Raw genomic sequence first — 23,095 nt, 5'->3', positions numbered from 1 at the left:
GTCCGATGGCGCGTCAGAGCGCCATCAGCTCCTTTTCCTTCTCGGCGACGACGCTGTCGACTTCCTTGACGTACTTGTCGGTCAGCTTCTGGATGTCGTCATCCGCGCGCTTCTTGTCGTCCTCGGTAATCGTCTTGTCCTTCAGCAGCTTGTCGACGTGCTGGATGGCGTCGCGACGCACGTTGCGGATGGCGATCTTCGCGGACTCGCCTTCCTTCGACACGCTCTTGGCGAGCTCCTTGCGCCGCTCCTCCGTCGGCGGCGGGAAGTTCAGGCGGATGTCCATGCCCATCGTCGTCGGCGTGATGCCGAGGTCGGAGGCCATGATGGCCTTCTCGATCGGGCCGACCATGCTCTTGTCGAACGGCTTCACGGAGAGCGAGCGGGCGTCCGGCGTGGTCACGTTGGCGACCTGGGCGAGCGGCGTGGGCGTCCCGTAGTAGGGCACCACGATGTTCTCGAGGATCGACGGGTTGGCGCGACCGGTGCGGATCGTCTTCAGGTCGTGCTTGAGCGAGTCGATGCTCTTGCCCATGCGGGTCTCAGCATCTTTCTTGATGTCGTTGATCATGGGCTTGTTTCCGGTGGAACGGGTCAGCAAACGAGTATAGCAGGGGCTCGCGGCGCGGCCGTGCCGCACCGCGCCAAGGCGCCCGGCAGGCGGGGCGTCAGCCGGCGTCGACGAGGGTGCCGACGGGCTCGCCGCGCATGATCTTCATGAGGTTGCCGGGCTGGGTCATGTCGTAGATGCGCAGCGGCAGCTTGTTCTCGCGGCACAGCGCGATGGCGGCCGTGTCCATGACCTCGAGGCGGCGCTCGATGACCTGGTTGTAGGTGAGGTGCTCGTAGCGTTCCGCGGTCGGGTCGCGTTTCGGATCGGCCGAGTACACGCCGTCGACCTTGGTGGCCTTGAGCAGCAGGTCGGCGCCCACTTCGACGGCGCGCAACGCGGCGGCGGAGTCGGTCGTGAAGAAGGGGTTGCCGATGCCGGCCGCGAACAGGGTGACGCGGCCCTTCTCGAGGTGGCGGATGGCGCGGCGGCGGATGAAGTCCTCGCAGACCTCGTTGATCTTGATCGCGCTCATGGTGCGCGCCTCGCCGCCGAGCTTCTCGATGGCATCCTGCATGGCCAGCGCGTTCATGACGGTGGCGAGCATGCCCATGTGGTCGCCGGTGACGCGGTCCATGCCGGACGCGGCCAGGCCGGCGCCACGGAAGATGTTCCCGCCGCCGATCACCACGCCGACTTCGACGCCGGCATCGCGGACTTCCAGGATTTCCTTGGCGAGACGGCCGATCACCTTGGGATCGATGCCGTAGTCCTCGCTACCCATAAGGGCTTCACCGGAGAGCTTGAGCAGGATGCGGCGGTGGTTCAGCGGGTTGCTCATGGGGGTCTCCGAATTGTGTGGGGCAAAACGGGCGTAGTTTACCGCGCGTCGTTTGTTACGGGCAGATGAAATGCCGATCCATGTCACGAATGCCGGATGCCATGGTGGGAGCGCACCTGGGCGCGACCGCTCTTCGGCCCTGTACCCGGGCTCGCGCGCCAGCTGCGGGGTCTTGGCGAGAAGCTGTCGCGCCCAGGTGCGCTCCCACGGAAAGCGCCTTGGGTAACGAGCATGGCGACATAAAAAAGGCCCCGTCTCCGGGGCCTTTTCGTTCAGCGGAGCGATGTGGCTTTACGCCAGGCCCGCCTGCTTCATCACTTCGGCGGCGAAGTCGTCCACCACCTTCTCGATGCCTTCGCCCACGGCCAGGCGCTGGACCGAGACGATCTCGGCACCGGCCTTCTTGAGGGCCTCGGCCACGGTGACGTCGCCGTCGAGCACGTACGGCTGGCCGACGAGGGTCACTTCGGCGAGGATCTTGTTGACCTTGCCCGAAACGATCTTCTCGAGGATCTCGGCCGGCTTGGCCTTTTCCTTGTCGGACATCTTCGAGAGCTCGATTTCCTTTTCCTTCTCGAGGAAGTCGGCCGGAACGTCCTTCTCGCTGACGAACTTCGGGTTCATCGCGGCGACGTGCATCGCGATGCCCTTGGCCAGCTCTTCCGAGCCGCCCTTCAGGGCCACCAGCACGCCGATGCGGCCGCTGTGCGAGTACGCGCCGATCGGGCCGTCGTTCTCGACCTTGGCCATGCGGCGGACTTCGAACTTCTCGCCGATGGTGAGGGTGAGGGCCTTGGCGCCTTCCTCGACCGTGGCGTCGCCGAGCTTCGCGGCCTTGAGGGCCTCGATGTCGGAGGCGCCGGACTCGAGCGCGACCTTGGCGACGTCCTTGGTGAACTGGATGAACTGCTCGTTGCGCGACGAGAAGTCGGTCTCGCTGTTGACCTCGACGAGGACGGCCTTGCCGGCGTCCTGCGCGACGGCGATCAGGCCCTCGGCGGCGACGCGGTCGGCCTTCTTGTCGGCCTTGGCCAGACCGTTCTTGCGCAGCCATTCCATCGCCGCTTCGATGTCGCCGTTGTTTTCGACGAGCGCCTTCTTGCACTCCATCATGCCAACGCCGGAACGCTCGCGCAGATCCTTGACGAGGCTTGCAGAGATCTCAGCCATGGTAATTCCTCAAAGTTTGATGGGCGCCGCGGCGAGGTGCCGCGGCGCCGGTGAAACGGAAGAGCGTGTTACGGGGCGGGGCGCTTACGCGCGGCCACGACCACCGTCACGGCCGCCTTCGCGACGCGGGGCACCCTTCTTGGCCGGGGCGCCACGACGATCGCCGCGCGGGGCTTCGTCCTTGGCGACCGGGTTGCCTTCCTCGTCCAGCTCGACGAACTCGTTCGCGTCGCCGCGGGCGGCGTTCGGAGCGGCGGCCTTGCCTTCCAGGATGGAGTCGGCGGCGGCACGGGCGTACAGCTGGATGGCGCGGATGGCGTCGTCGTTACCCGGGATGGCGTAGTCGACGAGGGCCGGGTCGTAGTTGGTGTCGACGACGGCGACGACCGGGATGCCGAGCTTGCGGGCTTCCTGGACGGCGATGTCTTCGTGGCCGATGTCCACGATGAAGAGGGCGTCCGGCAGGCGGTTCATGTCCTTGATGCCGCCCAGCGAGTTCTGCAGCTTCTCGCGCTCGCGGCGACGGGCCAGCACTTCGTGCTTGACCAGGCGGTCGAACGAACCGTCGGTTTCGGCGGCTTCGAGTTCCTTCAGGCGGGCGACCGACTGCTTGACCGTGCGGAAGTTGGTCAGCATGCCGCCGAGCCAGCGGGCGGTGACGAACGGCTGACCGGCGCGGCCGGCTTCCTCGGCGAGGGCCTCGCGGGCCGAACGCTTGGTGCCGACGAACAGGATGGTGCCGCCCTTCTGGGCCAGGCCCGAGAGGAAGTTCATCGCGTCGGTGAAGAGCGGAAGGGTCTTCTCGAGGTTGATGATGTGGATCTTGCCGCGGGCGCCGAAGATGTACGGAGCCATCTTGGGGTTCCAGTAACGGGTCTGGTGACCGAAGTGGACGCCGGCTTCCAGCATCTCGCGCATGGTGACTTGTGCCATGGAATTACTCCTGGGCGAACCGCTCGTGCGGTTCTATGGGGGTTGGGACCTCCACGCATCCCCGGCTTCGACCCGACCCGGCCGCGGCGCCTTTCGCGACGACGGTGGGACAGGCACCCCGAAGGCGGTGCCGATGCGTGTGTGGCGTTAAAAGCGATGGCCTCGCGCCGGGCCAAGAATGGCGCCGTGCGGTTACAATCGCGCTTCGATTCGCCGCCGTGGCCACGTGACAGTGGCTTCGCCGGACAGCAAAACTCGCTAATTGTAGCCTCCGGCTCCCCCTGGCCGCAAGTCGGGGTGGAATTCCGGCGGGGGCGCCGCCATCTCCGCTGGCAGGCCCAATCCCCTGACGGCAAAGGAAAATTCAAAGAGACCCGCCATGGCAGTGCAACCGAAGACCCCCGAAGAGATCCAGGCGATGCGCGAGGCCGGCCGTCTGGCCGCCGAGGTGCTGGCGATGCTGGTGCCGCACGTGAAGCCCGGCGTCACCACCGAGTACCTCGACAAGCTGGCCTACGACCACATCGTCAACGTGCAGAAGGCGATCCCGGCGAACGTGGGCTACCGAGGGTATCCGGCGACGACCTGCACCTCGGTCAACCACGTGATCTGCCACGGCATCCCGAGCCCGACCAAGGTCCTCAAGGACGGCGACATCGTCAACATCGACGTCACCGTCATCAAGGACGGCTGGCACGGCGACACGAGCCGCATGTACTTCGTGGGCACCCCGAGCGTGCTGGCGAAGCGCCTCGTCGAGACGACCTACGAGGCCATGATGAAGGGCATCGAGGCCGTGAAGCCGGGGGCCACCCTGGGCGACGTCGGCGCCGCGATCCAGAAGCACGCCGAGGCGGCGGGGTTCTCGGTGGTCCGCGAGTACTGCGGCCATGGCATCGGCAAGGTCTACCACGACGAGCCGCAGGTGCTGCACTACGGGCGCGCCGGCACGGGCCTGGAGCTGAAGCCCGGCATGACCTTCACGATCGAACCGATGATCAACGCCGGCAAGCCGCAGACGAAGTCGCTGCCGGACGGCTGGACCGTGGTGACCAAGGACCATTCGCTCTCCGCGCAATGGGAGCACACGATCGCGGTGACCGACGACGGGTTCGAGATCCTCACCCCCTGGCCGGACGCGGCCTGAAGGGGCCGGACCGACATCCGGGGCGACCCTCCCACAGCGACCGACGACACACCGACGAGGGGCTCCTGACGTGACGCTGCCACCGCTACCACGCCTGCCCGCCGTGGTGCCCCGCTCGGGCGTATCGCCCGAGGCGCGACGCTCGCTGCGCCAGTTGCTCGGCGACATCGACCGCGCGCTCACGGTCGCATTTCGCGACGGCGAAGACGCCTCGGCTCTCGCGCGGCGTCGCGCGGAGATCGTCGATCGCATCGTGGTGCATGTCTGGGGGGCCTGCCTCGGCGACATCGCCGCCGGCGCGCTCTTCGCGGTCGGCGGTTTCGGGCGCGGCATGCTGTTCCCGCGGTCGGACGTCGACCTGCTCGCGCTGGTCGGCGAGACGTCGCCGGCGCTGAACCGCGCGCTGGAGAATTTCTTCGCCTGCCTCTGGGACATCGGCCTCAAGCCGGGGCACGCGGTGCGCACGATCCAGCAATGCCGCGAGCTCGCCGCTCGCGACATCAGCGTGTTCACCAGCCTGCTCGATGCCCGGCGCCTCGCGGGCTGGCCCATCCTGGCCAACGAACTGCGCGGCATCCTCGACGATCCCGCGATCTGGCCGCCCCGCGAATACCTCGCCGCGCGATTGGCCGAACGCGACGCGCGCCACGCGCGCTACGACGACACCGCGCAGAACCTCGAACCGAACCTCAAGGACGGCCCCGGCGGGCTGCGCACGCTCGACGCGCTGCGCTGGCTCGGTCGCCGCCTCGCCGACGCGCCCGATTTCGACGCCATGGTCGCCGAGGGACTGCTGGAGCCCGTGGAGGTGACGCGCCTGACGCGCGCGGAGGAAACGCTGCGCCGCTATCGCTACGCCCTGCACCTGGAGGCGGGCCGCGCGGAAGAGCGGCTGCTGTTCGACTACCAGCGCGCGCTCGCGACGCGCCTGGGCTTCGAGGACGAACACGCGAAGAACCTGGGCGTCGAGCAGTTCATGCAGGGCTACTACCGCGCGGCGACCCAGATCGAGCGGTCCGGCACGCAGCTGGTGGAGCGCTTCGAGGAAATGCTCGATCCCGATGTCGAGCCACAGCCGGTGGGAAGCGACTACGTGCGCTACGGATCGCGCATCGCGCCGCGCAATCCGCACCTTTTCGTGCGCCGGCCTTCCGCGCTCGTGGAAATCTTCATCGCGCGCCTGGACGAGCCCGGCATCACGGGCTTCACCGCCGAAACCATGCGCCGCATCCAGCACGCCGTGTCGCAGCACGGCGAATCCCTGGCCGACGATCCGCAGGTGCTCGCGGCGTTCCTCGCGCTGCTGCGTCGCGGCGCGCCGGCCGTGGAGGCGCTGTGGCGCATGAACCGGCATGGGCTGCTCGCCGCGATCCTGCCAGCATTCGGCAAGGTGGTCGGCCGCATGCAGTACGACCTCTTCCACGTGTACACCGTCGACGAACACACGCTGCGCGTGCTGCGCAACGTGGCGCGCTTCGCCGATCCCGCCGCGCGCCGCGAGTTCCCCATCGCCTGCGAGATCTGGCCGCACCTGGAGCGGCCGGAGCTGCTCCTGCTGGCCGCGCTGTTCCACGACATCGCGAAGGGTCGGGGTGGCGACCACTCCGTGCTGGGCGAAGAAGACGCCCGCGCGTTCTGCGGCCGGCTCGGCCTGCCGGAAGAGCAGATCGATCTCGTCGCCTGGCTGGTGCGTCACCACCTCTCGATGAGCACGACCGCCCAGCGCCAGGACATCACCGATCCCGACGTCGTACACCGGTTCGGTGCCGAAGTCGGCGACTGGGAACACCTCGACCACCTCTACCTGCTCACGATCGCCGACATCATCGGCACCAGCCCGAAGCTGTGGAACGCGTGGAAGGACCGGCTGCTCGCGGACCTCTATACGTCCACGCGCTTCGCGCTGCGCAGCGACCTCAAGCCGCCCGGCCACTCCGGCGTGCGCGTGCGTGAATGCCGCGAGCGCGCGCTCGTGATGCTCGCCGCCGAGCGCGTTCCCGCGGACGACATCGCATCGGTCTGGGCGGAATTTCCGGACACGAGCTTTTTGCGTCATCGCCCCGAGCAGATCGCGTGGCAGACCGCGGCGATCCTGCGCGCCCATGGCGCCACGCCGCTGGTCGAGGTGCATCCGTTCTCCGTGCGCGGAAGCACCGAGCTGTTCATCTACACGCCCGACCGTGACGGCCTGTTCGCCACGGTGACCGCCGTGCTGGATCGCCTGCGTTTCTCCGTGGTCGAGGCGCGCATCCTCGTCTCGAGCACCGGCAAGGCGCTGGACACCTTCCTGCTGCTCGAATCGGATTCGCAGGCACCGGCCTCGTTGCAGCGCGCGGAGGAGTTGCGCGCGCGCATGCTGCACGCGCTGGAGCAGGCGGCCGGGCATGCGCCGACCAAGCGCGGCATTTCCCGTCACCTGCGCCATTTCCAGATGGCGCCGCGCATCGAGTTCGTGGACGCGGGCGAGCGCACGCAGCTCGCGCTGGTCTGCACCGACCGGCCGGGCCTGCTCGCCGCGGTCGCGCAGGCGCTGGCCGAAGCGGAAGTGCGCGTGCATGATGCGCGTATCGCCACGTTCGGCGAACGCGTCGAAGATTTCTTCCAACTGACCGATCGCAGCGACGCGCCGTTGTCTCCCGAGCGCCGGGAGATTCTGCGCACGTGCCTGCTGCGTCACATCGGTTCCGAAAGCCCCAGGACTCCCGTACATGCAGATGCAAACCCTTGAATCCCTGATCGACGACGCCTTCGAACGCCGCGCCGACCTCACGCAGAACGAGATCGAGGGCAACCTGCGCGAAGCCGTCGACCAGGTGCTCAACCTGCTCGAATCCGGCGAACGCCGCGTCGCCGAACCCGACGGCAAGGGCGGCTGGATCGTCAACGCGTGGCTGAAGAAGGCGGTGCTGCTGTACTTCCGCATGAACGGCAACCGCGTGATGGACGGCGGCCCGTCGAGCGCGTTCGACAAGGTGCCGCTGCGCTTCACCGACGGCGACGCCACCGAATACGCGAGCCTCGGCGCGCGCGTGGTTCCTGGGGCGCTCGTCCGTCGCGGCGCGCACATCGCGAAGGACGCGGTGCTGATGCCGAGCTACACCAACATCGGTGCCTACGTGGGCGCCGGCACCATGGTCGATACCTGGGCCACGGTTGGCTCCTGCGCGCAGATCGGCGCGAACGTGCATCTTTCCGGCGGCGTCGGCATCGGTGGCGTGCTGGAGCCGCTGCAGGCCAACCCGACGATCATCGAGGACAACTGCTTCATCGGCGCGCGCTCCGAAGTCGTCGAGGGCGTCGTGGTGGAGAAGGGTTCCGTGATCGGCATGGGCGTGTTCCTCGGCCAGTCCACCCGCATCTACAACCGCGCGACGGGCGAGGTGACCTATGGCCGCGTCCCGGCCGGCAGCGTCGTCGTTTCCGGCAGCCTGCCCTCGAAGGACGGCAGCCACAGCCTCTACGCCGCGGTGATCGTCAAGCAGGTGGACGAGAAGACGCGTTCGAAGACCGGCATCAACGAACTCCTGCGCAGCGGCGACTGATCCATGACGATCACGCTCTATGGCCTGCCGACCTGCGACACCTGCAAGAAGGCGAGGAACTGGCTCGACCGCTTCGGCGTCGGGTACACGTTCGTCGACTATCGCGCGAACCCGGTGCCCGCGGCCACGCTGAAGGCGTGGGCGGAGAAACTCGGCGGATGGGAAAAGCTGATCAACAAGGCGTCGACCACGTGGCGGACGCTGCTCCCGCAGCGCAAGGATCCGCGCACCGATCCCGAGTGGACCCTGCTGCTCAAGGAATACCCGGCGCTGATCAAGCGGCCCGTCGTCGTTGATGGCGACGACGTGTCGGTCGGTTTTTCCGATAACGCGTTCAAGAAGCGGTTCGGAAAGTGATCCGGCCAGCCACACCCGTCGCACCGGCGCACGCCGGTGCCCACGGCGGAACGCGCGGTTTTCGCGACCACGCTTCCCAGGTAACGATCCAGCCATGACCCCCGTGCTCGCCCTCACCAAGGACCTCATCGCCCGCCGTTCGGTCACGCCCGAGGACGCCGGCTGCCTGCCGCTCATCGCGGCGCGCCTCGCAAAGCTCGGCTTCCGTATCGAGCACCTGCGCTTCGGCGACGTCGACAACCTTTGGGCCACCCACGGGACGGAGGGCCCCGTGCTGGCCTTCCTCGGCCACACCGATGTCGTGCCCACCGGCCCCGAGGATCGCTGGCGCTTTCCGCCCTTCGAGCCGACGGAGCACGAGGGCATGCTTTACGGGCGCGGCGCGGCGGACATGAAGGGATCGGTGGCCGCGATGGTGGTGGCGCTGGAGCGCTTCGTCGGCGCGCACCCCTTGCACGCCGGTACCGTCGGCCTGCTGCTCACCAGCGACGAGGAGGGCGTGGCGCTGCACGGTGTGCGCGAGGTGGTGGAACACTTCGCCGCGACGGGCCAGCGCATCGACGCGTGCGTCGTGGGAGAGCCTTCGGCGAAGGAGCGGCTCGGCGACCTCATCCGCGTCGGGCGGCGCGGCTCGCTCTCGGGCACGCTCACCGTTCGCGGTGTGCAGGGCCACGTCGCCTATCCGGAAAAAGCGAAGAACCCGATCCACGCGTTCGCACCGGCGCTCGCCGCGCTGGCCGCGGAGCGTTGGGACGAGGGCAACGCCGATTTCCCGCCGACCTCGTTCCAGGTGTCCAACCTCAACGCCGGCACGGGCGCCAACAACGTGATCCCCGGCGAGCTCGTGGCGCTGATCAACTTCCGTTTCTCGACGGCGAGCACGGCCGACGCGCTTCGCGAGCGCGCCGAGGCGATCCTGCGCGCGCACGACGTCGATTTCGCCATCGACTGGCACCTGTCGGGCCACCCGTTCCTGGCGCCGCCGGGCGGCCGGTTGCGCGAGGTCGTGGCCGCCGTCTGCCGCGATCTCTGCGGCATCGATCCGGAACAGAGCACGGGCGGCGGCACGTCCGACGGACGCTTCATCGCGCCGATGGGCGCCGAGGTGATCGAGCTGGGGCCGGTGAACGCCACGATCCATAAGGTCGACGAATGCGTCAGCATCGCCGACCTGGAACGCCTGCCGGATCTCTACGAGGCGATCTGCGAGCGCATGCTCGCCGGTTGAAGACAGCGGCGCGTCAGCGCCGCTGTTTCGGGTACACCGCGACCATGCCGGCGTAGGGTTTGGTCATGAACGCCGGAGCGCCGACGTAGCCGTCGTCGGGGGTGTAGAACTGCGAGATCGTGCCGTCGAGGAACAGGGCGTCCTTGCAGCCGATCTCGTCGCGGAACAGCCGCGCGAAACTATGGAAGTTGACGGGCGTCCGGCTGACGACGAACACCACCTCGCGAGGCGTGCGCGCGCAGACGCCGCTGCGCCACTTCATGCTGTCCGAGCCGTTCTCGAACTGCGTGTTGATCTGTCCGTCGATGACGAGCATCGGCCCCGACTGCGTGGCCCAGCGCGGCTTGCGGGCCGCGGCGCGGAACGCGTCGCTGGTGTGCACGTCGGCCGTGCCGTCGTCGTAGATCGCGAAGACGCCGTTGGGCAGCAGCGAAAAATTGCCCGAGCGGGGATTGCCGTGCGCGAGGTTAAGCGGCACGACGGTCTTGCCATCCTCCACGTAGAGCCCGAGCGGCTTGAAATCCCGATCGTAGATGCCCGCGTTGGTCGCGAAGACCAACGGGCGACCCTTGCCGGCCGTCCAGGTCCGCAGCGTCTCGATGGTGGCGAACGGCTGGCCGTTGTCGGGATTGCGCCAGTGCAGCTCGATGTCTTCCCGCGTCAGATCCACGCTGACCGTGAAATACGACTGGCTGTCGAACACGATGTCGTGGCCTTCCAGTGCGTCGGCGGCGTCGGCGCATGCGCCGGCCGCCGCGACCAGTGCCGCGGCGATGGTGAGGCGGGGAAGGGTTCGACGGATGAAACGGGGGAGGCGAGGGAACAGCATGTCCCGGATGTTCGCCGGGGCAGGCGGGCGGCGCAAGGGGGCGGCGACGCGCTCTTCGCGTGGAGGGCGTAAACTCCGGCGCTTTTAACCGATTCCCTCCAACGCCATGCCCTATACGCCCATCGTCGCCACGCTCGGCTACGTGCTGTCCCCGGACGGCAAGCGCGTGCTCATGATCCACCGCAACGCCCGCAAGGACGATCATCACCTGGGCAAGTACAATGGCCTGGGCGGAAAGATGGAGCCGGAGGAAGACATCGCGGCGTGCATGCGCCGGGAAATCCGCGAGGAAGCCGGCATCGAGTGCCTGGAGATGCGCCTGCGCGGCACGCTGAACTGGCCGGGCTTCGGCAAGCACGGCGAGGACTGGCTGGGCTTCATCTTCGTGGTGACGCGCTACGAGGGCACGCCGCTGGAGTCGAATCCCGAAGGCGCGCTCGAATGGGTTCCCGTCGACGCCCTGGACACGCTGCCGATGTGGGAGGGCGACCGTCACTTCCTCCCACTGGTGTTCGATGCCGACCCCCGGCCCTTCCACGGCGTGATGCCGTACAAGGACGGCCGGATGGTGTCCTGGAACTACACCCGGCTCTGACGCACCGTCTTCAGGTAGGAGCGCGCCCTGAGCGCGACAGCTTTGCGCCCCGGTCCGCGGGGCTGGCGCGCCAGCTCGCGTTCGCCTCCAGAACATGTCGCGCGCAGGGCGCGCTCCTACGAGGTGGCGATCATCCGGTGGTCTCGATCCGCTCCACGCGCCTTCCACGGCGTGATGCCATACAAGGACGGCTGGAACTACACCCGGCTCTGGCGCACCGTCGTCGGGTAGGAGCGCGCCCTGCGCGCGACAGCTCTGCGCCTCGGTCAGCGGGCTGGCGCGCCAGCTCGTGGATTCGGCTCCAGAACATGTCGCGCGCAGGGCGCGCTCCTACGAGGTGGCGATCATCCGGTGGTCTCGATCCGCTCCACGCGCCGCAGGCCGCGTGGCAGCACGCCGCCGCGCGTGGCGCGGTTGCCGCCGTATTCCACGAGATCGGCCCACTTCAGCGTGAGCTTGCGCTGCCCGGCATACAGGGTGACTTCGCCCTTGCCCTCGGCCACGACGGCGACGCCGACCACGCGTTCCTCGCCCGAGGCGAGCTTCGCCTTCGGAATCTCGATCAGCTTGTTGCCCTTGCCCTTGTCGAGTTCCGGCAGTTCGGCGACCGAGAACATGAGCAGATGCCCCTCGCCCGTGACCACGACCACGCGGTCGCGCGACGGATCGGCGGTGATGACGGGCGCCAGCACGCGCGCGCCGTCGCTCAGCGAGATGATCTGCTTGCCCGCCTTCTGGCGGCCCGTGAGGGCTTCGAAACGCGTGACGAAGCCGTAGCCGAAGTCGGTGGCGAGGATCACGCGGGTGTCGTTGTCGGCGGTCACGACCGCGTCGAAGCGCGCGCCGGCCGGCGGGCTGAATCGACCCGTCAGCGGCTCGCCGTTGCCGCGTGCCGACGGCAGCGTGTGCGCCGGCGTGGTGTAGGCGCGGCCTGTCGAGTCGATGAACGCGACCTGCTGCGTCGTGCGCGCGCGCGAGATCGCCAGCAGGCTGTCGCCCTCGCGGTAAGACAGCGCCTCGCCGTCGACGTCGTGCCCCTTGCCTGCGCGCACCCAGCCCTTCTGCGAGAGCACCACGGTCACCGGTTCGGACGCGACCAGCGCGCTTTCATCGAGCGCCTGCGCGGCGCTGCGCTCCACCAGCGGCGAACGGCGTTCGTCCCCGTATTTCTCGGCGTCGCTGCGCAGTTCTTCCTTGATCAGGCCCTTCAGCTTCGCCGGCGACTTCAGCAGCACGTTGATGCGCGCGCGCTCTTCCTCGAGCTTGTCGCGCTCTTCGTTGATCTTCATTTCCTCGAGGCGGGCCAGCTGGCGCAGCTTCGTCTCGAGGATGTAATCGGCCTGCTCGTCGTCGAGGCGGAAGCGGGCGATGAGCACCGGCTTCGGTTCTTCCTCGGTGCGGACGATGCGGATCACCTCGTCGATGTTGAGGTAGGCGATGCGCAGCGCCTCGAGCAAGTGCAGGCGGCGTTCCACGCGTCCGAGGCGGTGGTTCAGGCGGCGCGTGACCGTATCGGTGCGGAAGCGCAGCCACTCGCCGAGGATCGTCTTGAGATCCTTCACCTGCGGCCGGCCGTCGAGGCCGATCATGTTCAGGTTGACGCGGAAGCTCTTTTCCAGATCGGTGGTGGCGAAAAGGTGCTGCATCATCTCCTCGACATCCACCCTGTTAGAGCGGGGGACGAGGACGAGGCGGATCGGGTTCTCGTGGTCGGATTCGTCGCGCAGGTCCTCGATCATCGGCAGCTTCTTCGCGCGCATCTGCGCGGCGATCTGCTCGAGGATCTTCGACGGAGAGACCTGGTGGGGCAGGGCCGTGATGACGATGTTGCCGTCGTCGCGTTCGTAGATGGCGCGGGCGCGCACGGAGCCCGTGCCGTTCTGGTACATCGCCGCGAGTTCGCGCCGCGGGGTGATGATCTCGGCCGAGGTCGGGTAGTCCGGGCCGTGCACGTGCTCGCAGAGGTCCGCGATGGTGGCGTCCGGATCGTCGAGCAGGCGGATGCAGGCGCTGGCGACCTCGCGCAGGTTGTGCGGCGGGATGTCCGTGGCCATGCCGACCGCGATGCCCATCGAACCGTTCAGCAGCACGTGCGGCACGCGGGCCGGCAGCCACGACGGCTCGTCCATCGTGCCGTCGAAGTTCGGGACCCAGTCCACCGTGCCGTGACCCAGCTCGGACAGCAGTACCTCGGCGATGGGCGTCAGGCGCGACTCCGTGTAACGCATGGCCGCGAAGCTCTTCGGATCGTCCGGCGAGCCGAAGTTGCCGTGGCCGTCCACCAGCGGATAGCGGTACGAGAAGGGCTGCGCCATGAGGACCATCGCCTCGTAGCAGGCCGAATCGCCATGGGGATGGAACTTGCCGATCACGTCGCCGATGGTGCGGGCGGACTTCTTCGGCTTGGCGGTGGCGCCCAGCGCCAGCTCGCTCATGGCGTACACGATGCGGCGCTGGACCGGCTTCAGCCCGTCGCCCACGAAGGGCAGGGCGCGATCCAGCACCACGTACATCGAATAGTCGAGATAGGCCCGCTCGGCGTAGTCCTTGAGCGGGATCTGTTCGTAATTGGCTTGCAGATTCATGGGTTTCGGCATCCGGCAGGCGCGCCACGGCGCGTCGTTAACCGGGCGATGTTGCCAGAAAGCCGTCTCAGGAGCGAAGACTGCCAGCACATATGACAGCGGCGAACCCTGTGGGAGCGGCCTTGGCCGCGATGGGTGCTAGCCGCAAGCCCCCATCGCGGCCAAGGCCGCTCCCACGACAGCAAGGACCCTCACTTCATCGGCTCGCCCGCATCCACATCCTTGAGGAACCCGATCAGCCCCGTGAAATACGTCGCCTGATCGTCGTACATCGCCATATGGGCGCCCTTCGGGCAGAGCAGGAACCGCCCGTTGGGCAGCTTCTTCGCCATGGCTTCCATGTACGCGGGATCCATCGTGTCGTACTTCGCCCCGATCACCAGCGTGGGCACGGTGATGTTCTTCAGGTCCTTGCTGCGATCCCAGTGAAGCAGCTTGCCGCTGGCACCCAGTTCGCTCGGGCCCTGCATCATCACGTACACCTGCTCGTTGAGGTGCGCGAACGAGCGCTCGACGGGCTCGGGCCACTGTGCCGCCGGCATGCGCAGCACGTGCTGTTCGTAGTGCATGGGCATCAGGAGCTCCATGTACCGCGGATCGGAGGTCTTCTTCTCCGCTTCAAGTTTCTTCACCTCCGCGAGCTTCTTCTGATCCATCGCCGGCATCAGCACCTTGTTCGCGTACGCGTTGTACGCGGGGATGCTGTCCATCATGTTGGAGATGATCACGCCCTTGAGGTGCTGCGGATACTTCAGCGCGTACTCGATCGCCAGCACGCCGCCCCAGGAATGGCCCAGGACGAAGAAGTTGTCCTTATCCAGATGCAGCGCCTGGCGCACCTGCTCCACCTCGTCGACGAAACGGGGGATATCCCACAGCGACGGATCGGTGGGCTTGTCGCTGAACCCCGAGCCGAGCTGGTCGTAGTAGTAGTACTCGATGCCCGCGCCGGGGAAATAGCTGTCGAACGCCTCGAAATACTCGTGCGTGGCGCCCGGCCCGCCGTGCAGCAGCAGAACCTTGATCGTCGGGTTGTTGCCGACCCGCTTGGTCCACACCTTGAACTTGCCCTTGGGCGTGTCGATGACGATCGTCTTCTGCCCGCCGGAAAGCACGTCGTCGCGGCCGGTGTTGTCGAAATAGGAGGTCTGGGCGCCGGGCCTGGGTGACGCGGCCAGCGCCGGTATCGAGGTCAGCAGACTGGCGGCGACCAGCAGCAGAAGGGCCATGGGCTTGCGAAACATCGGTGTTCCTCTCTGCGTGGGCGGCCCCTTCCCGCCGCATGGCCTGCCGGCGGGCGACGGGGACGCACGTTGTCGCGCTACGGGGATCGTGCAATCTTACGCGTCGACGGAGCAAAGGAAAGGCCCATGAATCCGACACTCGTTGCCGTGCGCTGGCTTGCACGCCCGGTCTGTGCGCTTCTGTTCTTGGCACCGCTGGTCGCGGGATGCAGCTCGGTCCTGAGGAGTTCGGCGAACGCCAGGACCGTTTTCCCGTACTGCAACGTCTACACGGCGAATGCCTGCTTTGGCATAGGGCGCGGCGGCAAGGTCGTAACTTCCCCGCTGCACGATTACGTCCTGTACGACGTGACGCTTTCGGACGGTGCGAAAGCCAGGATTTACAGCGGCTACAATCCTGATAAATCGCGATTCGAGCGTGCTTCGCCATGCCGGCAAGGTGGCACCACCGACCAATGCTCGATGGTGCGATCCCGGACATCCATCGATCTTTTGTACGGGAGAGACGGCGAGTATCTCGACGTGCATGTCGAGGCTAGCGGGGACTCCATGGCCGGCCAACACATTCGCAATTTCATCCAGAGCTTCCGTCCGTGCGAAGAGGATGGGGCCGGACTTCGGTGTGCGGAAGTCCGCATATTTTCGGGCCTGCCGTAGCAGGCAGCGAACTCATTGCACATTCCGTAAGCATCGCGCGAGCCTCCGGCGTCGCCGGAAGCTCGCTCGGTACGATGGCCTGACTCAGAGCGCGAAATCCGCCTGCACCGGGAAATGGTCCGACGGGTAGCGGCCGTCCTTCGATGTGGTGACGGTCTGAACCGAGATCGCCTTGATGTCACGATAAAGGATCCAGTCGATCCGCTTGTTCGCCTGGCCGGTGAAGTTGTGGAAGGTTTCCGCGGGGCCTTCGCGTTTCGGCGCGGTGTCCCATGCGTCCTTGAACGTGGCGGTCAGGGCCTTGTGCGCCTCGCTGTCCGGGCCCGTGTTGAAGTCGCCCGTGATGATCACCGGCACGCCCTTGGGCAGCTTCGCGACCCATGCCGCCATCTCGCGGGCGCTGCGCGAGCGCGCGTCTTCGTCCTGGTCGCGATAGGGATAATGCGTGTCGAGCAGGTAGAAGCGCTTGTGGTCCGAGAGGCGTTCGAACAGGGCCCAGTTCACCATGCGCGGGAAGATGTTGCCCCACGTGATGCTGGCGACCTTGTCGGGCGTGTCCGAAAGCCAGAAGTCCCCCGTCTCGATCACCTTGAGGGAGTCCTTCCGGTAGAAGATGCCCATGTGCTCGTCGGTGTGCTTGCCGTAACGATCGCGACCGAACCAGACGTATTCGGGGAGGCGCTCCACCGTGTCGTCGCCCTGCTGCTTGTAGAGCTCCTGCGTGCCGATCACGTCCGGGTGCAGCTGGCGGATGGTGTCGGCGAAGAGGTCGCGTCGATGCTCCCAGCCGTTCGCTCCGTCGTTGCCCGTCATGGTGCGGACGTTGAACGACATGACCTTCAGGTCGTCGGCGGTGGCGGGGAGGGCGATGGCGGCGGCGATCAGCGTGAACGCAATGCGCGAGAGACGAGTCATGGGCTCCGGCTTCGTTTGGGTGAGCGCCCGACTATATCGACGTAACGACATCGTTGTCGTGACAGGCGTCCTGCGACCATGCGTCGTTGTCGCATCGTGCCGCCCCGGACGCGTCGCTGGGGCAGAATAGTGCGATCACGCATCGAGGTGTCCATGACGGCCGGAAACGACAAAAGCTCCAGTGGTACCAGCGGACGCAAGGCCGCGATCGGCGTCGTCGTGGTCGCTTTCCTGGCATCGGCGACCACGGCCATGCTCGCCTTCACGGCCTCGCACAGCGCCCGGGAAGCCGATGCGAAAGCCCTGGCGGCCGACACGGCGGACCTGCGTGGCGTGGTGAGCGAATGGCAGGCACAGGTCGACGAGGCGGGCAGGGCCGCCGCCGGGGATCGCGCCACGGTGCTCGGGCGGCTCGTCGAGCGCGGTGAAGCGCTGTCGTCGTGGAAGCCGCGCACGCCCTGCGGCCAGGAAGCGCGCGACAACCTGCGCAAGGCGATGGAGGTCCGCGTGCTTATCCTTCGCGAAGGCGGGTCGGACAGGAACCCCGACGAGGCCGGCGTCCTGGCGACGACGTTGCGGCAATGCGAGGCCCAGCGTGGAAGGGACGTGGACATCTGAGCCCGTAACCGGTATGCGGCCGCGAGCGTTTGCATTCGGTAAGACGAGCCAGGTCGTTCATTTCAGCGCGATTTCTTGCGAAAACGTGTCAGGGAAACTTTTTTGAGTAAAAGCTCAAATTTTCGTTGACACGGTGCATCAAAGCCCCCTAAGTTTCGTCTGTCGCGAGTGATACCCCATCATTTGATCGGGGCTCGCGACACCGTGACTGCACGGCTTCTTCGCTGTGCTACGGGGGAACGGCACGACCGCTCGGGGGAGTGGGTGCCGCATCGGCAGGACTTCCTCGCAGCACGCGTCGACGCGCCGGCGGTCATGGCCATTTCGGTGGCCCATGCACTGGGTCGTTCTGGGGAGATATCCATGCAGTTTCATTCCATCCGCCACCGCGGAGGGCTTCGGCCGTCCCTGCTGGCAGTCGCCCTGGCCGTCGGTTTCGGCGCCAGCGCTCCGGTCTTCGCGCAGTCCACCACCGCCGACATCTTCGGCCAGGTGCCCGCGGCCGCCGGCGAAACCGTCCAGGTCACGAGCAGCACGGGTCTGACCCGTTCCGTCGCCGTCGACGAGCAGGGCCGTTACCGCATCGGTAACCTCCCGGTGGGCTCGTACGACGTCAACCTGCTTCGCAACGGCGCCGTCGTCGACTCCCGCAAGGGCGTGCAGCTCAAGGTCGGTGGCGCCACGGACGTTTCGTTCGCCGCCGCCACCACGTCCGCCAGCGCCCAGTCGCTCGATCAGGTCACGGTGACCGCGAACACGCTGCCGCCGATCGACACCACCGCCGTCGACTCGCGCACGATCGTCACGGCCCAGACCCTCGCCCGCCTGCCGCTCGGCCGTAACGCCGAAGCGATCGCGCTGCTGGCGCCGGGCGCGGTGCCGGGTTCGAGCAACCTCGGCAACGGCCGCTACCGCACGGTGTCGTTCGGTGGTTCGGGCGCGTCCGAAAATGCGTACTACATCAACGGTTACAATACGTCCGATCCGTACCGTAACCTCGGCGGCGTCGGCCTGCCGTACGGCGCGATCGACCAGCAGGAGGTCTACACCGGCGGCTACAGCGCCATGTACGGCCGTTCGGATGGCGGCGTGATCAGCCAGGTCGGCAAGCGCGGCACGAACGACTGGCACTTCGGCGCGCAGGTGCTGTGGGAGCCGAAGTTCGCCTCCTCCACCGCCGGCAGCATCTACTACGGCAACAAGGCCCTGCCTCCGGGCTACGGCTACGCCGATCCGAGCCTCGTCGGTTCGATCTATCGCAATCGCGAAGACAACACCAAGTGGACCACGACGTACAGCGCGTACGTGGGCGGTCCGCTGATCAAGGACAAGCTGTTCTTCTTCGTCGCCGCGGAAGCGGAAAAGAGCGAGGGCGTCAGCACGGCGTCGGTGGAAGCCAACCCGGTCGCCAACAACCACTACACGTACAACCTGCCGAAGTACTACGCGAAGGTCGACTGGAACATCACCGACTCGAACATCCTCGAGCTCACGGGCATCCATTCCACCGACGAGCAGCGCGGCACGTACTACAACTACGACTACGACACGCGTACCGTCGGCGGCCCGCTGGGCTCCAACGCCGATACGTCGAAGCTCACCTCGAAGTACGCGATCGCCAAGTACACCAGCTACATCACGGACGACCTGACCTTCACCGCCACGTACGGCAAGGGCTGGACGACCGACTACCTGCACAACCCGACGCCCGGCCTCGACCAGCAGCCGTACATCGACAGCCCGTTCCTGCAGAACCCGGCGCTGAACGGTGGCACGCCGATCACCAACCTCAACACGTCGTCCACGACGCAGGCCCCCAACGCCGGCAGCCGGACGCACGGCCTGCGCCTCGACCTCGAGTGGCAGCTGGGCGATCACCACCTCGCCGGTGGTATCGACAACATGCATTACTCGGCCAGCAACGAAGGCCAGGACACCAGCGGCCCGGGTTACTACCTGCGCTATCGCCGCGCGTCCGAGGGTAACGAGAACGTGCCGATCCGTCCGTCGCAGGGGGTCGGCGCGCCGGGTGGCGACGGCTACTACGTGACGGAGCGCATCTTCTCCACCGTCACGAGCATGTCGCTCGACCAGAAGGCCCAGTACCTGGAAGACCGCTGGCAGATCACCGACCGCTTCCTGCTGAGCGTCGGCGTGCGTAACGACAGCTTCAAGAACTTCAACGACAAGAACCGTCCGTACGTGAACAGCGGCCCGCAGTGGGCCCCGCGTATCGGCGCGAGCTGGGACGTGTTCGGCGACTCGTCGCTGAAGATCTACGGCAACCTCGGTCGCTACTACCTCGCACTGCCGAACAACGTGGCCGTGCGCGGCGCATCGCCGTCGACGTACACGGACGTGTTCTACACCTATACCGGCATCGATTCGCTCGGCCGTCCGACGGGCCTGACCGAGATCAGCCCGGGCGCGGTGTCGCCCGATGGCGAGTACGGCCAGCCGGTCGATCCGATCGCGGTCAGCGCGCGTGACCTGAAGTCGCAGTACCAGGACGAAGGCATCCTCGGCTTCGACAAGACGCTGGGCGATGGCTGGGTCACCGGTGCGAAGGTGACGGTGCGCAAGCTCAAGAGCGCGATCGACGACGTGTGCGACACGGGCCTGCTGGGCGAGAAGATCGCCGCGGACGGCGGCAATCCGGACAACGTGATCATCCCCGGTTGCGTGATCTTCAACCCGGGCGCCACCAACACGTTCAGCCTCGCCAACGTCGACGGCGGCCGCACCGAAGTGAAGATGAACCAGCAGGACTGGGGCTTCACGCAGAAGGCCAAGCGCAACTACTACGCGCTCGACCTGTACCTCGACCATCCGTTCGACGGCAAGTGGCAGGGTCGCGTCGACTACACGTTCTCGCGTAGCTACGGCAACACCGAAGGCCAGACGAAGTCCGACATCGGCCAGACCGACATCTCCAAGACGCAGGATTGGGATTCGGCCGAACTGATGCGCTACGCCAACGGCCTGCTGTCGAACGACCGCACGCACCAGATCAAGGCGTACGGCGCGTACCAGTTCACGCCGGAATGGATGGTCTCGGGCAACCTCCGCCTCGCTTCCGGTGCGCCGAAGTCGTGCCTGGGCTTCGAGGATGCCGAGGCCGATCCGGATCCGCTGGGCTACGGCTCGTCGTACCACAACTGCAACGGCATGCCGTCGCACCCGGGCGACAAGCGCAACCCGTGGTACCGCCAGCTCGACCTCGCCGTCACCTACCGTCCGAACTACTTCGACGGCAAGCTCGCCTTCGGTCTCAGCGTGTTCAACGTGACCAACGAGCGCAAGCCGCTGAACAGCTTCTCGACGTACGAAGCGGGCCCGGTCACGGTCAACAACAACTACGACCTGGGCCAGTTCTACCAGACGCCTCGCTACGCGCGCCTCACCGCCACGTACGACTTCTGATACACGCCTCACGCTTACGACAAGAACAAAGCCCCAGGGATGGGGCATGCATCCCCAGATCGCCGCCTGCTCCTACAGGCGGCGTTTTTTATGCGCCGATTTCGCCTAAACGATGGCTGAAAGCAGGGGCTTGAAACGCCGCGACGCCGCCCTATTATTTCTCCCGCCAGCCGCTTCGGGACTGGCCTGGCCGCCGGGCGACGGCGGCGCTGAGAACCCATTCCATGTTGCTTCAAGGAGAATATGGCCATGCGTACTCTTCTCGACTTCACCCCGCTTCACCGCTCGAGCATCGGCTTCGATCGCGTGTTCGACCTGCTGGAATCGGCCGCCCGCACGCAGCAGGGCGACAACTACCCTCCCTTCGACTCGGTCAAGCTGAGCGACGACGCCTATCGCATCACCATGGCCGTCGCCGGCTTCACGGAAGATGAGCTCAGCATCTCCGCGCAGGGCAACCTCCTGCTGGTGAGCGGCGAGCACAAGACCGATCCCGAGGGCGAGTTCCTGCATCGTGGCATCGCGAACCGCGCGTTCAGTCGCCGGTTCGAGCTCGCCGAGCACATCTACGTGACCGGTGCGCGACTCGCCAACGGACTGCTTTCGATCGAGCTCAAGCGCGAGGTGCCCGAGGCGATGAAGCCGCGGCGCATCGCGATCGACAGCGCCGGCGCATCCACGTCGACGGTGAAGCAGCTGCACAGCGAAGCGGCCTGATCCTCCGGACAAGGCGTTCGGCGAAAGCCTGGCTCGCGGCCATCGCGCCGCGAGCCATCCCGAAGCCGAAAAACCCCACGATTCCTTCGCAACCTCTCAACACCCGCGGTACCACGCTTCCAGCAACGAACACGGGAGCAGACACATGTCCGACGACAAGACCAAGCGCGGCCCGGCCGACGCCAAGCGCATCAACGTCAACGAAGACTACGAAGTCCAGTACTGGACCAAGGAACTCGGCATTTCCCGCGAACAGCTGACCGAAGCCGTGAAGCGGGTCGGTCCGATCGCCGAGGACGTGCGCGCCCACCTCCGTCGCCGCCACTGACCACTTCGGCCCCGCACGAGCCTAGGCCTGCCCCCTCGAACTGAATAGGCGGCCCACTCTCGTCGGGTGGGAGCCGATCGCATCGGCGATCCCGCACGAAGGCAGCTCCGGTGGGAGCCGATCGTACCGGCGATCCCGCGCCAGCGGGCATCGTGCGAATGACGCCGTTCGGCGTTCCCCAAACTGCGACAAGGTGGCCCCTGAGATGAGGCTACCGGACCAGGGACAGGCCCCCGATGTTGAAAACGCGGCACCGAATGCCGTCGAAAGGCTGCACGTCGCATCGAACGAGCGACACACAGCCTTCCACACCAACATCTGAAATCAAGGAACACGGCATGATAGATCTGACCGGAAAGCGGGCCCTGATCACGGGAGGCTCCCGCGGCATCGGCGCCGCCATCACGAGGACGCTGGCGGCGATGGGGGCCGACGTGGCGTTCACCTATCGGCAGGCGTCCGGAAAGGCGCAAGACATCGCGCGCGCGGTCGAACAGTCGGGGCGCCGCGGCGTCGCCATCCGTGCCGACAGCGCCAGTCCTGCCGACATCGCGCGTGCGGTCGACGAAACGATTTCCACGTTGGGCGGCCTCGACATCCTGGTCAACAGCGCGGCCATCGGCCACACGGGAACGATTGCGGATATCGACATCAACGCGTTCCAGACACTCATGGACATCAACGTTCGCGCCCCCGTGCTCTTCGCCAAGGCAGCGATCCCGCACCTCAGGCAAGGCGGCCGGATCATCACGATCGGTTCCGCACTCGGTGAGCGCGTGCCGTTCCCCGGTATCACGGCCTACGCGATGTCGAAGGCCGCGCTGAACTCATTCACCCGTGGCCTCTCAAGAGAACTCGGACCGAGCGGCATCACCGTCAACATGGTTCAGCCCGGCGCGACCGACACCGATGCGAATCCGGCTAATGGCGAGGGGGCCGACTTCCAGCGCAGCCTCACGTCGCTGGGACGCTTCGCGGAGCCGAGCGACATCGCGAACGTGGTGGCTTTCCTGGCAAGCCCCGCGGCAGACATCATCACCGGCGCCACGATCACCGCCGATGGCGGTGCCATTGCCTGATCGCCAATGCGCTCGTGGGTGTGATGGAGGATGGTCGATGGAGCGCACGGGCCGGTACCCACTTATGCGGCCGGCCGTCTGACATACAAAACAGGCCCCTCGCGGAGACTGCTTCCCGGCCTTCCCACAGATCTACCCGCGCCCCGAAGGAGTCGCCGGCCACGGGTTTCTACTGCCCGAGGCCGACGGACACACTGACAGCGAGAGCAACCCCCTCCCGCAAACGCCCCACTCACGGCGACGGCAACGCGGTCATTCTCGAAGCCATGCACATAGCCAATGCCGATTGCAGACTGTCCCCGGTAGGACGCGACACCCATGCTCAGCTTGTCTTGCT

At 66.6% G+C, this 23,095-nt stretch carries 20 protein-coding genes; 12 read left to right on the top strand and 8 right to left on the bottom strand.

Annotated elements, in window-relative coordinates; translation table 11 throughout:
- Nucleotides 1-13 precede the first annotated feature (13 nt).
- From frr to rpsB, 4 genes are all read right to left on the bottom strand, one after another.
- Nucleotides 14-571: a ribosome recycling factor gene (frr, locus tag BMY69_RS08010; protein ID WP_090052010.1), complete on the bottom strand. Its 558-nt coding sequence runs from the start codon at nucleotides 569-571 to the stop codon at nucleotides 14-16.
- 97 nt (nucleotides 572-668) lie between these two features.
- Nucleotides 669-1,391, bottom strand: a complete 723-nt coding sequence (gene pyrH / locus BMY69_RS08005) for a UMP kinase (protein WP_090052012.1) — start codon at nucleotides 1,389-1,391, stop codon at nucleotides 669-671.
- A gap of 291 nt (nucleotides 1,392-1,682) precedes the next feature.
- Nucleotides 1,683-2,561 carry a translation elongation factor Ts gene (tsf, locus tag BMY69_RS08000; RefSeq protein WP_090052014.1) on the bottom strand — a complete coding sequence of 293 codons (879 nt, stop codon included), beginning with the start codon at nucleotides 2,559-2,561 and terminating at the stop codon, nucleotides 1,683-1,685.
- A gap of 84 nt (nucleotides 2,562-2,645) precedes the next feature.
- Nucleotides 2,646-3,494 carry a 30S ribosomal protein S2 gene (gene rpsB, locus BMY69_RS07995; protein WP_090176810.1) on the bottom strand — a complete coding sequence of 283 codons (849 nt, stop codon included), beginning with the start codon at nucleotides 3,492-3,494 and terminating at the stop codon, nucleotides 2,646-2,648.
- Between the two features lie 379 nt (nucleotides 3,495-3,873).
- On the opposite strand from rpsB, the gene map reads away from it, so the two are divergent.
- The 5 genes from map (at nucleotide 3,874) to dapE (ending at nucleotide 9,768) form a co-directional block, all read left to right on the top strand.
- Nucleotides 3,874-4,641, top strand: coding sequence for a type I methionyl aminopeptidase (map, locus tag BMY69_RS07990; RefSeq protein ID WP_090052017.1), 768 nt, complete (start codon nucleotides 3,874-3,876; stop codon nucleotides 4,639-4,641).
- Between the two features lie 70 nt (nucleotides 4,642-4,711).
- Nucleotides 4,712-7,369: a [protein-PII] uridylyltransferase gene (gene glnD, locus BMY69_RS07985; protein WP_255364493.1), complete on the top strand. Its 2,658-nt coding sequence runs from the start codon at nucleotides 4,712-4,714 to the stop codon at nucleotides 7,367-7,369.
- A complete protein-coding gene (gene dapD / locus BMY69_RS07980) occupies nucleotides 7,356-8,183 on the top strand; it encodes a 2,3,4,5-tetrahydropyridine-2,6-dicarboxylate N-succinyltransferase (protein ID WP_090055529.1) in 828 nt (275 codons plus the stop codon). Before glnD ends, dapD begins: the two co-directional genes overlap by 14 nt.
- Nucleotides 8,184-8,186: 3 nt before the next feature.
- Nucleotides 8,187-8,540, top strand: coding sequence for a Spx/MgsR family RNA polymerase-binding regulatory protein (locus tag BMY69_RS07975; protein ID WP_090052019.1), 354 nt, complete (start codon nucleotides 8,187-8,189; stop codon nucleotides 8,538-8,540).
- A 94-nt stretch (nucleotides 8,541-8,634) separates the two neighbouring features.
- Nucleotides 8,635-9,768, top strand: a complete 1,134-nt coding sequence (gene dapE, locus BMY69_RS07970) for a succinyl-diaminopimelate desuccinylase (protein ID WP_090176807.1) — start codon at nucleotides 8,635-8,637, stop codon at nucleotides 9,766-9,768.
- A 13-nt stretch (nucleotides 9,769-9,781) separates the two neighbouring features.
- On the opposite strand, the gene BMY69_RS07965 is transcribed toward dapE, so the two are convergent.
- Nucleotides 9,782-10,597 (bottom strand): phosphodiester glycosidase family protein, encoded by an 816-nt coding sequence (locus tag BMY69_RS07965; protein ID WP_090176804.1) that lies wholly within the window; start codon nucleotides 10,595-10,597, stop codon nucleotides 9,782-9,784.
- A gap of 106 nt (nucleotides 10,598-10,703) precedes the next feature.
- Between BMY69_RS07965 and BMY69_RS07960 the strand changes: the two genes are divergently transcribed.
- Nucleotides 10,704-11,192, top strand: a complete 489-nt coding sequence (locus BMY69_RS07960; protein ID WP_090052025.1) for an NUDIX hydrolase — start codon at nucleotides 10,704-10,706, stop codon at nucleotides 11,190-11,192.
- A 344-nt stretch (nucleotides 11,193-11,536) separates the two neighbouring features.
- Here the strand turns inward: BMY69_RS07960 and parC are convergent, their stop codons facing one another.
- Both parC and BMY69_RS07950 read right to left on the bottom strand, forming a co-directional pair.
- On the bottom strand, nucleotides 11,537-13,777 hold the full coding sequence (parC, locus tag BMY69_RS07955) for a DNA topoisomerase IV subunit A (protein ID WP_090176802.1): 2,241 nt from the start codon (nucleotides 13,775-13,777) through the stop codon (nucleotides 11,537-11,539).
- Between the two features lie 191 nt (nucleotides 13,778-13,968).
- Nucleotides 13,969-15,021 carry a proline iminopeptidase-family hydrolase gene (locus BMY69_RS07950; RefSeq protein ID WP_255364492.1) on the bottom strand — a complete coding sequence of 351 codons (1,053 nt, stop codon included), beginning with the start codon at nucleotides 15,019-15,021 and terminating at the stop codon, nucleotides 13,969-13,971.
- 126 nt (nucleotides 15,022-15,147) lie between these two features.
- Here BMY69_RS07950 and BMY69_RS07945 point away from each other — a divergent pair, with 126 nt between their 5' ends.
- Complete coding sequence (locus BMY69_RS07945) at nucleotides 15,148-15,678, top strand: hypothetical protein (RefSeq protein ID WP_090176799.1); 531 nt, start codon at nucleotides 15,148-15,150, stop codon at nucleotides 15,676-15,678.
- An 84-nt stretch (nucleotides 15,679-15,762) separates the two neighbouring features.
- Here the strand turns inward: BMY69_RS07945 and BMY69_RS07940 are convergent, their stop codons facing one another.
- On the bottom strand, nucleotides 15,763-16,593 hold the full coding sequence (locus tag BMY69_RS07940; protein ID WP_090176796.1) for an endonuclease/exonuclease/phosphatase family protein: 831 nt from the start codon (nucleotides 16,591-16,593) through the stop codon (nucleotides 15,763-15,765).
- A 153-nt stretch (nucleotides 16,594-16,746) separates the two neighbouring features.
- Here BMY69_RS07940 and BMY69_RS07935 point away from each other — a divergent pair, with 153 nt between their 5' ends.
- The 5 genes from BMY69_RS07935 to BMY69_RS07915 all read left to right on the top strand — a co-directional run bounded on the left by BMY69_RS07935 (nucleotide 16,747) and on the right by BMY69_RS07915 (nucleotide 22,758).
- Entirely contained in the window at nucleotides 16,747-17,211 is a 465-nt protein-coding gene (locus BMY69_RS07935; protein ID WP_090176794.1) for a hypothetical protein, read from the top strand.
- Nucleotides 17,212-17,574: 363 nt separating this feature from the next.
- A complete protein-coding gene (locus BMY69_RS07930; RefSeq protein ID WP_090176791.1) occupies nucleotides 17,575-20,634 on the top strand; it encodes a TonB-dependent receptor in 3,060 nt (1,019 codons plus the stop codon).
- A 249-nt stretch (nucleotides 20,635-20,883) separates the two neighbouring features.
- A complete protein-coding gene (locus tag BMY69_RS07925) occupies nucleotides 20,884-21,351 on the top strand; it encodes an Hsp20 family protein (RefSeq protein WP_090176993.1) in 468 nt (155 codons plus the stop codon).
- Between the two features lie 145 nt (nucleotides 21,352-21,496).
- The gene (locus tag BMY69_RS07920; RefSeq protein WP_090052037.1) at nucleotides 21,497-21,679 is read left to right on the top strand and encodes a DUF3606 domain-containing protein; all 183 of its coding nucleotides are present in this window, start codon (nucleotides 21,497-21,499) and stop codon (nucleotides 21,677-21,679) included.
- Nucleotides 21,680-21,936: 257 nt separating this feature from the next.
- Entirely contained in the window at nucleotides 21,937-22,758 is an 822-nt protein-coding gene (locus tag BMY69_RS07915) for an SDR family NAD(P)-dependent oxidoreductase (protein ID WP_218143138.1), read from the top strand.
- Nucleotides 22,759-23,095: the final 337 nt, after the last annotated feature.

It is taken from the genome of Luteibacter sp. UNC138MFCol5.1 (genome assembly GCF_900110505.1).
Lineage (GTDB): Bacteria > Pseudomonadota > Gammaproteobacteria > Xanthomonadales > Rhodanobacteraceae > Luteibacter.
Note: the sequence above shows the minus strand (reverse complement) of the source record. Positions and strands in the feature narration are given on the sequence as shown.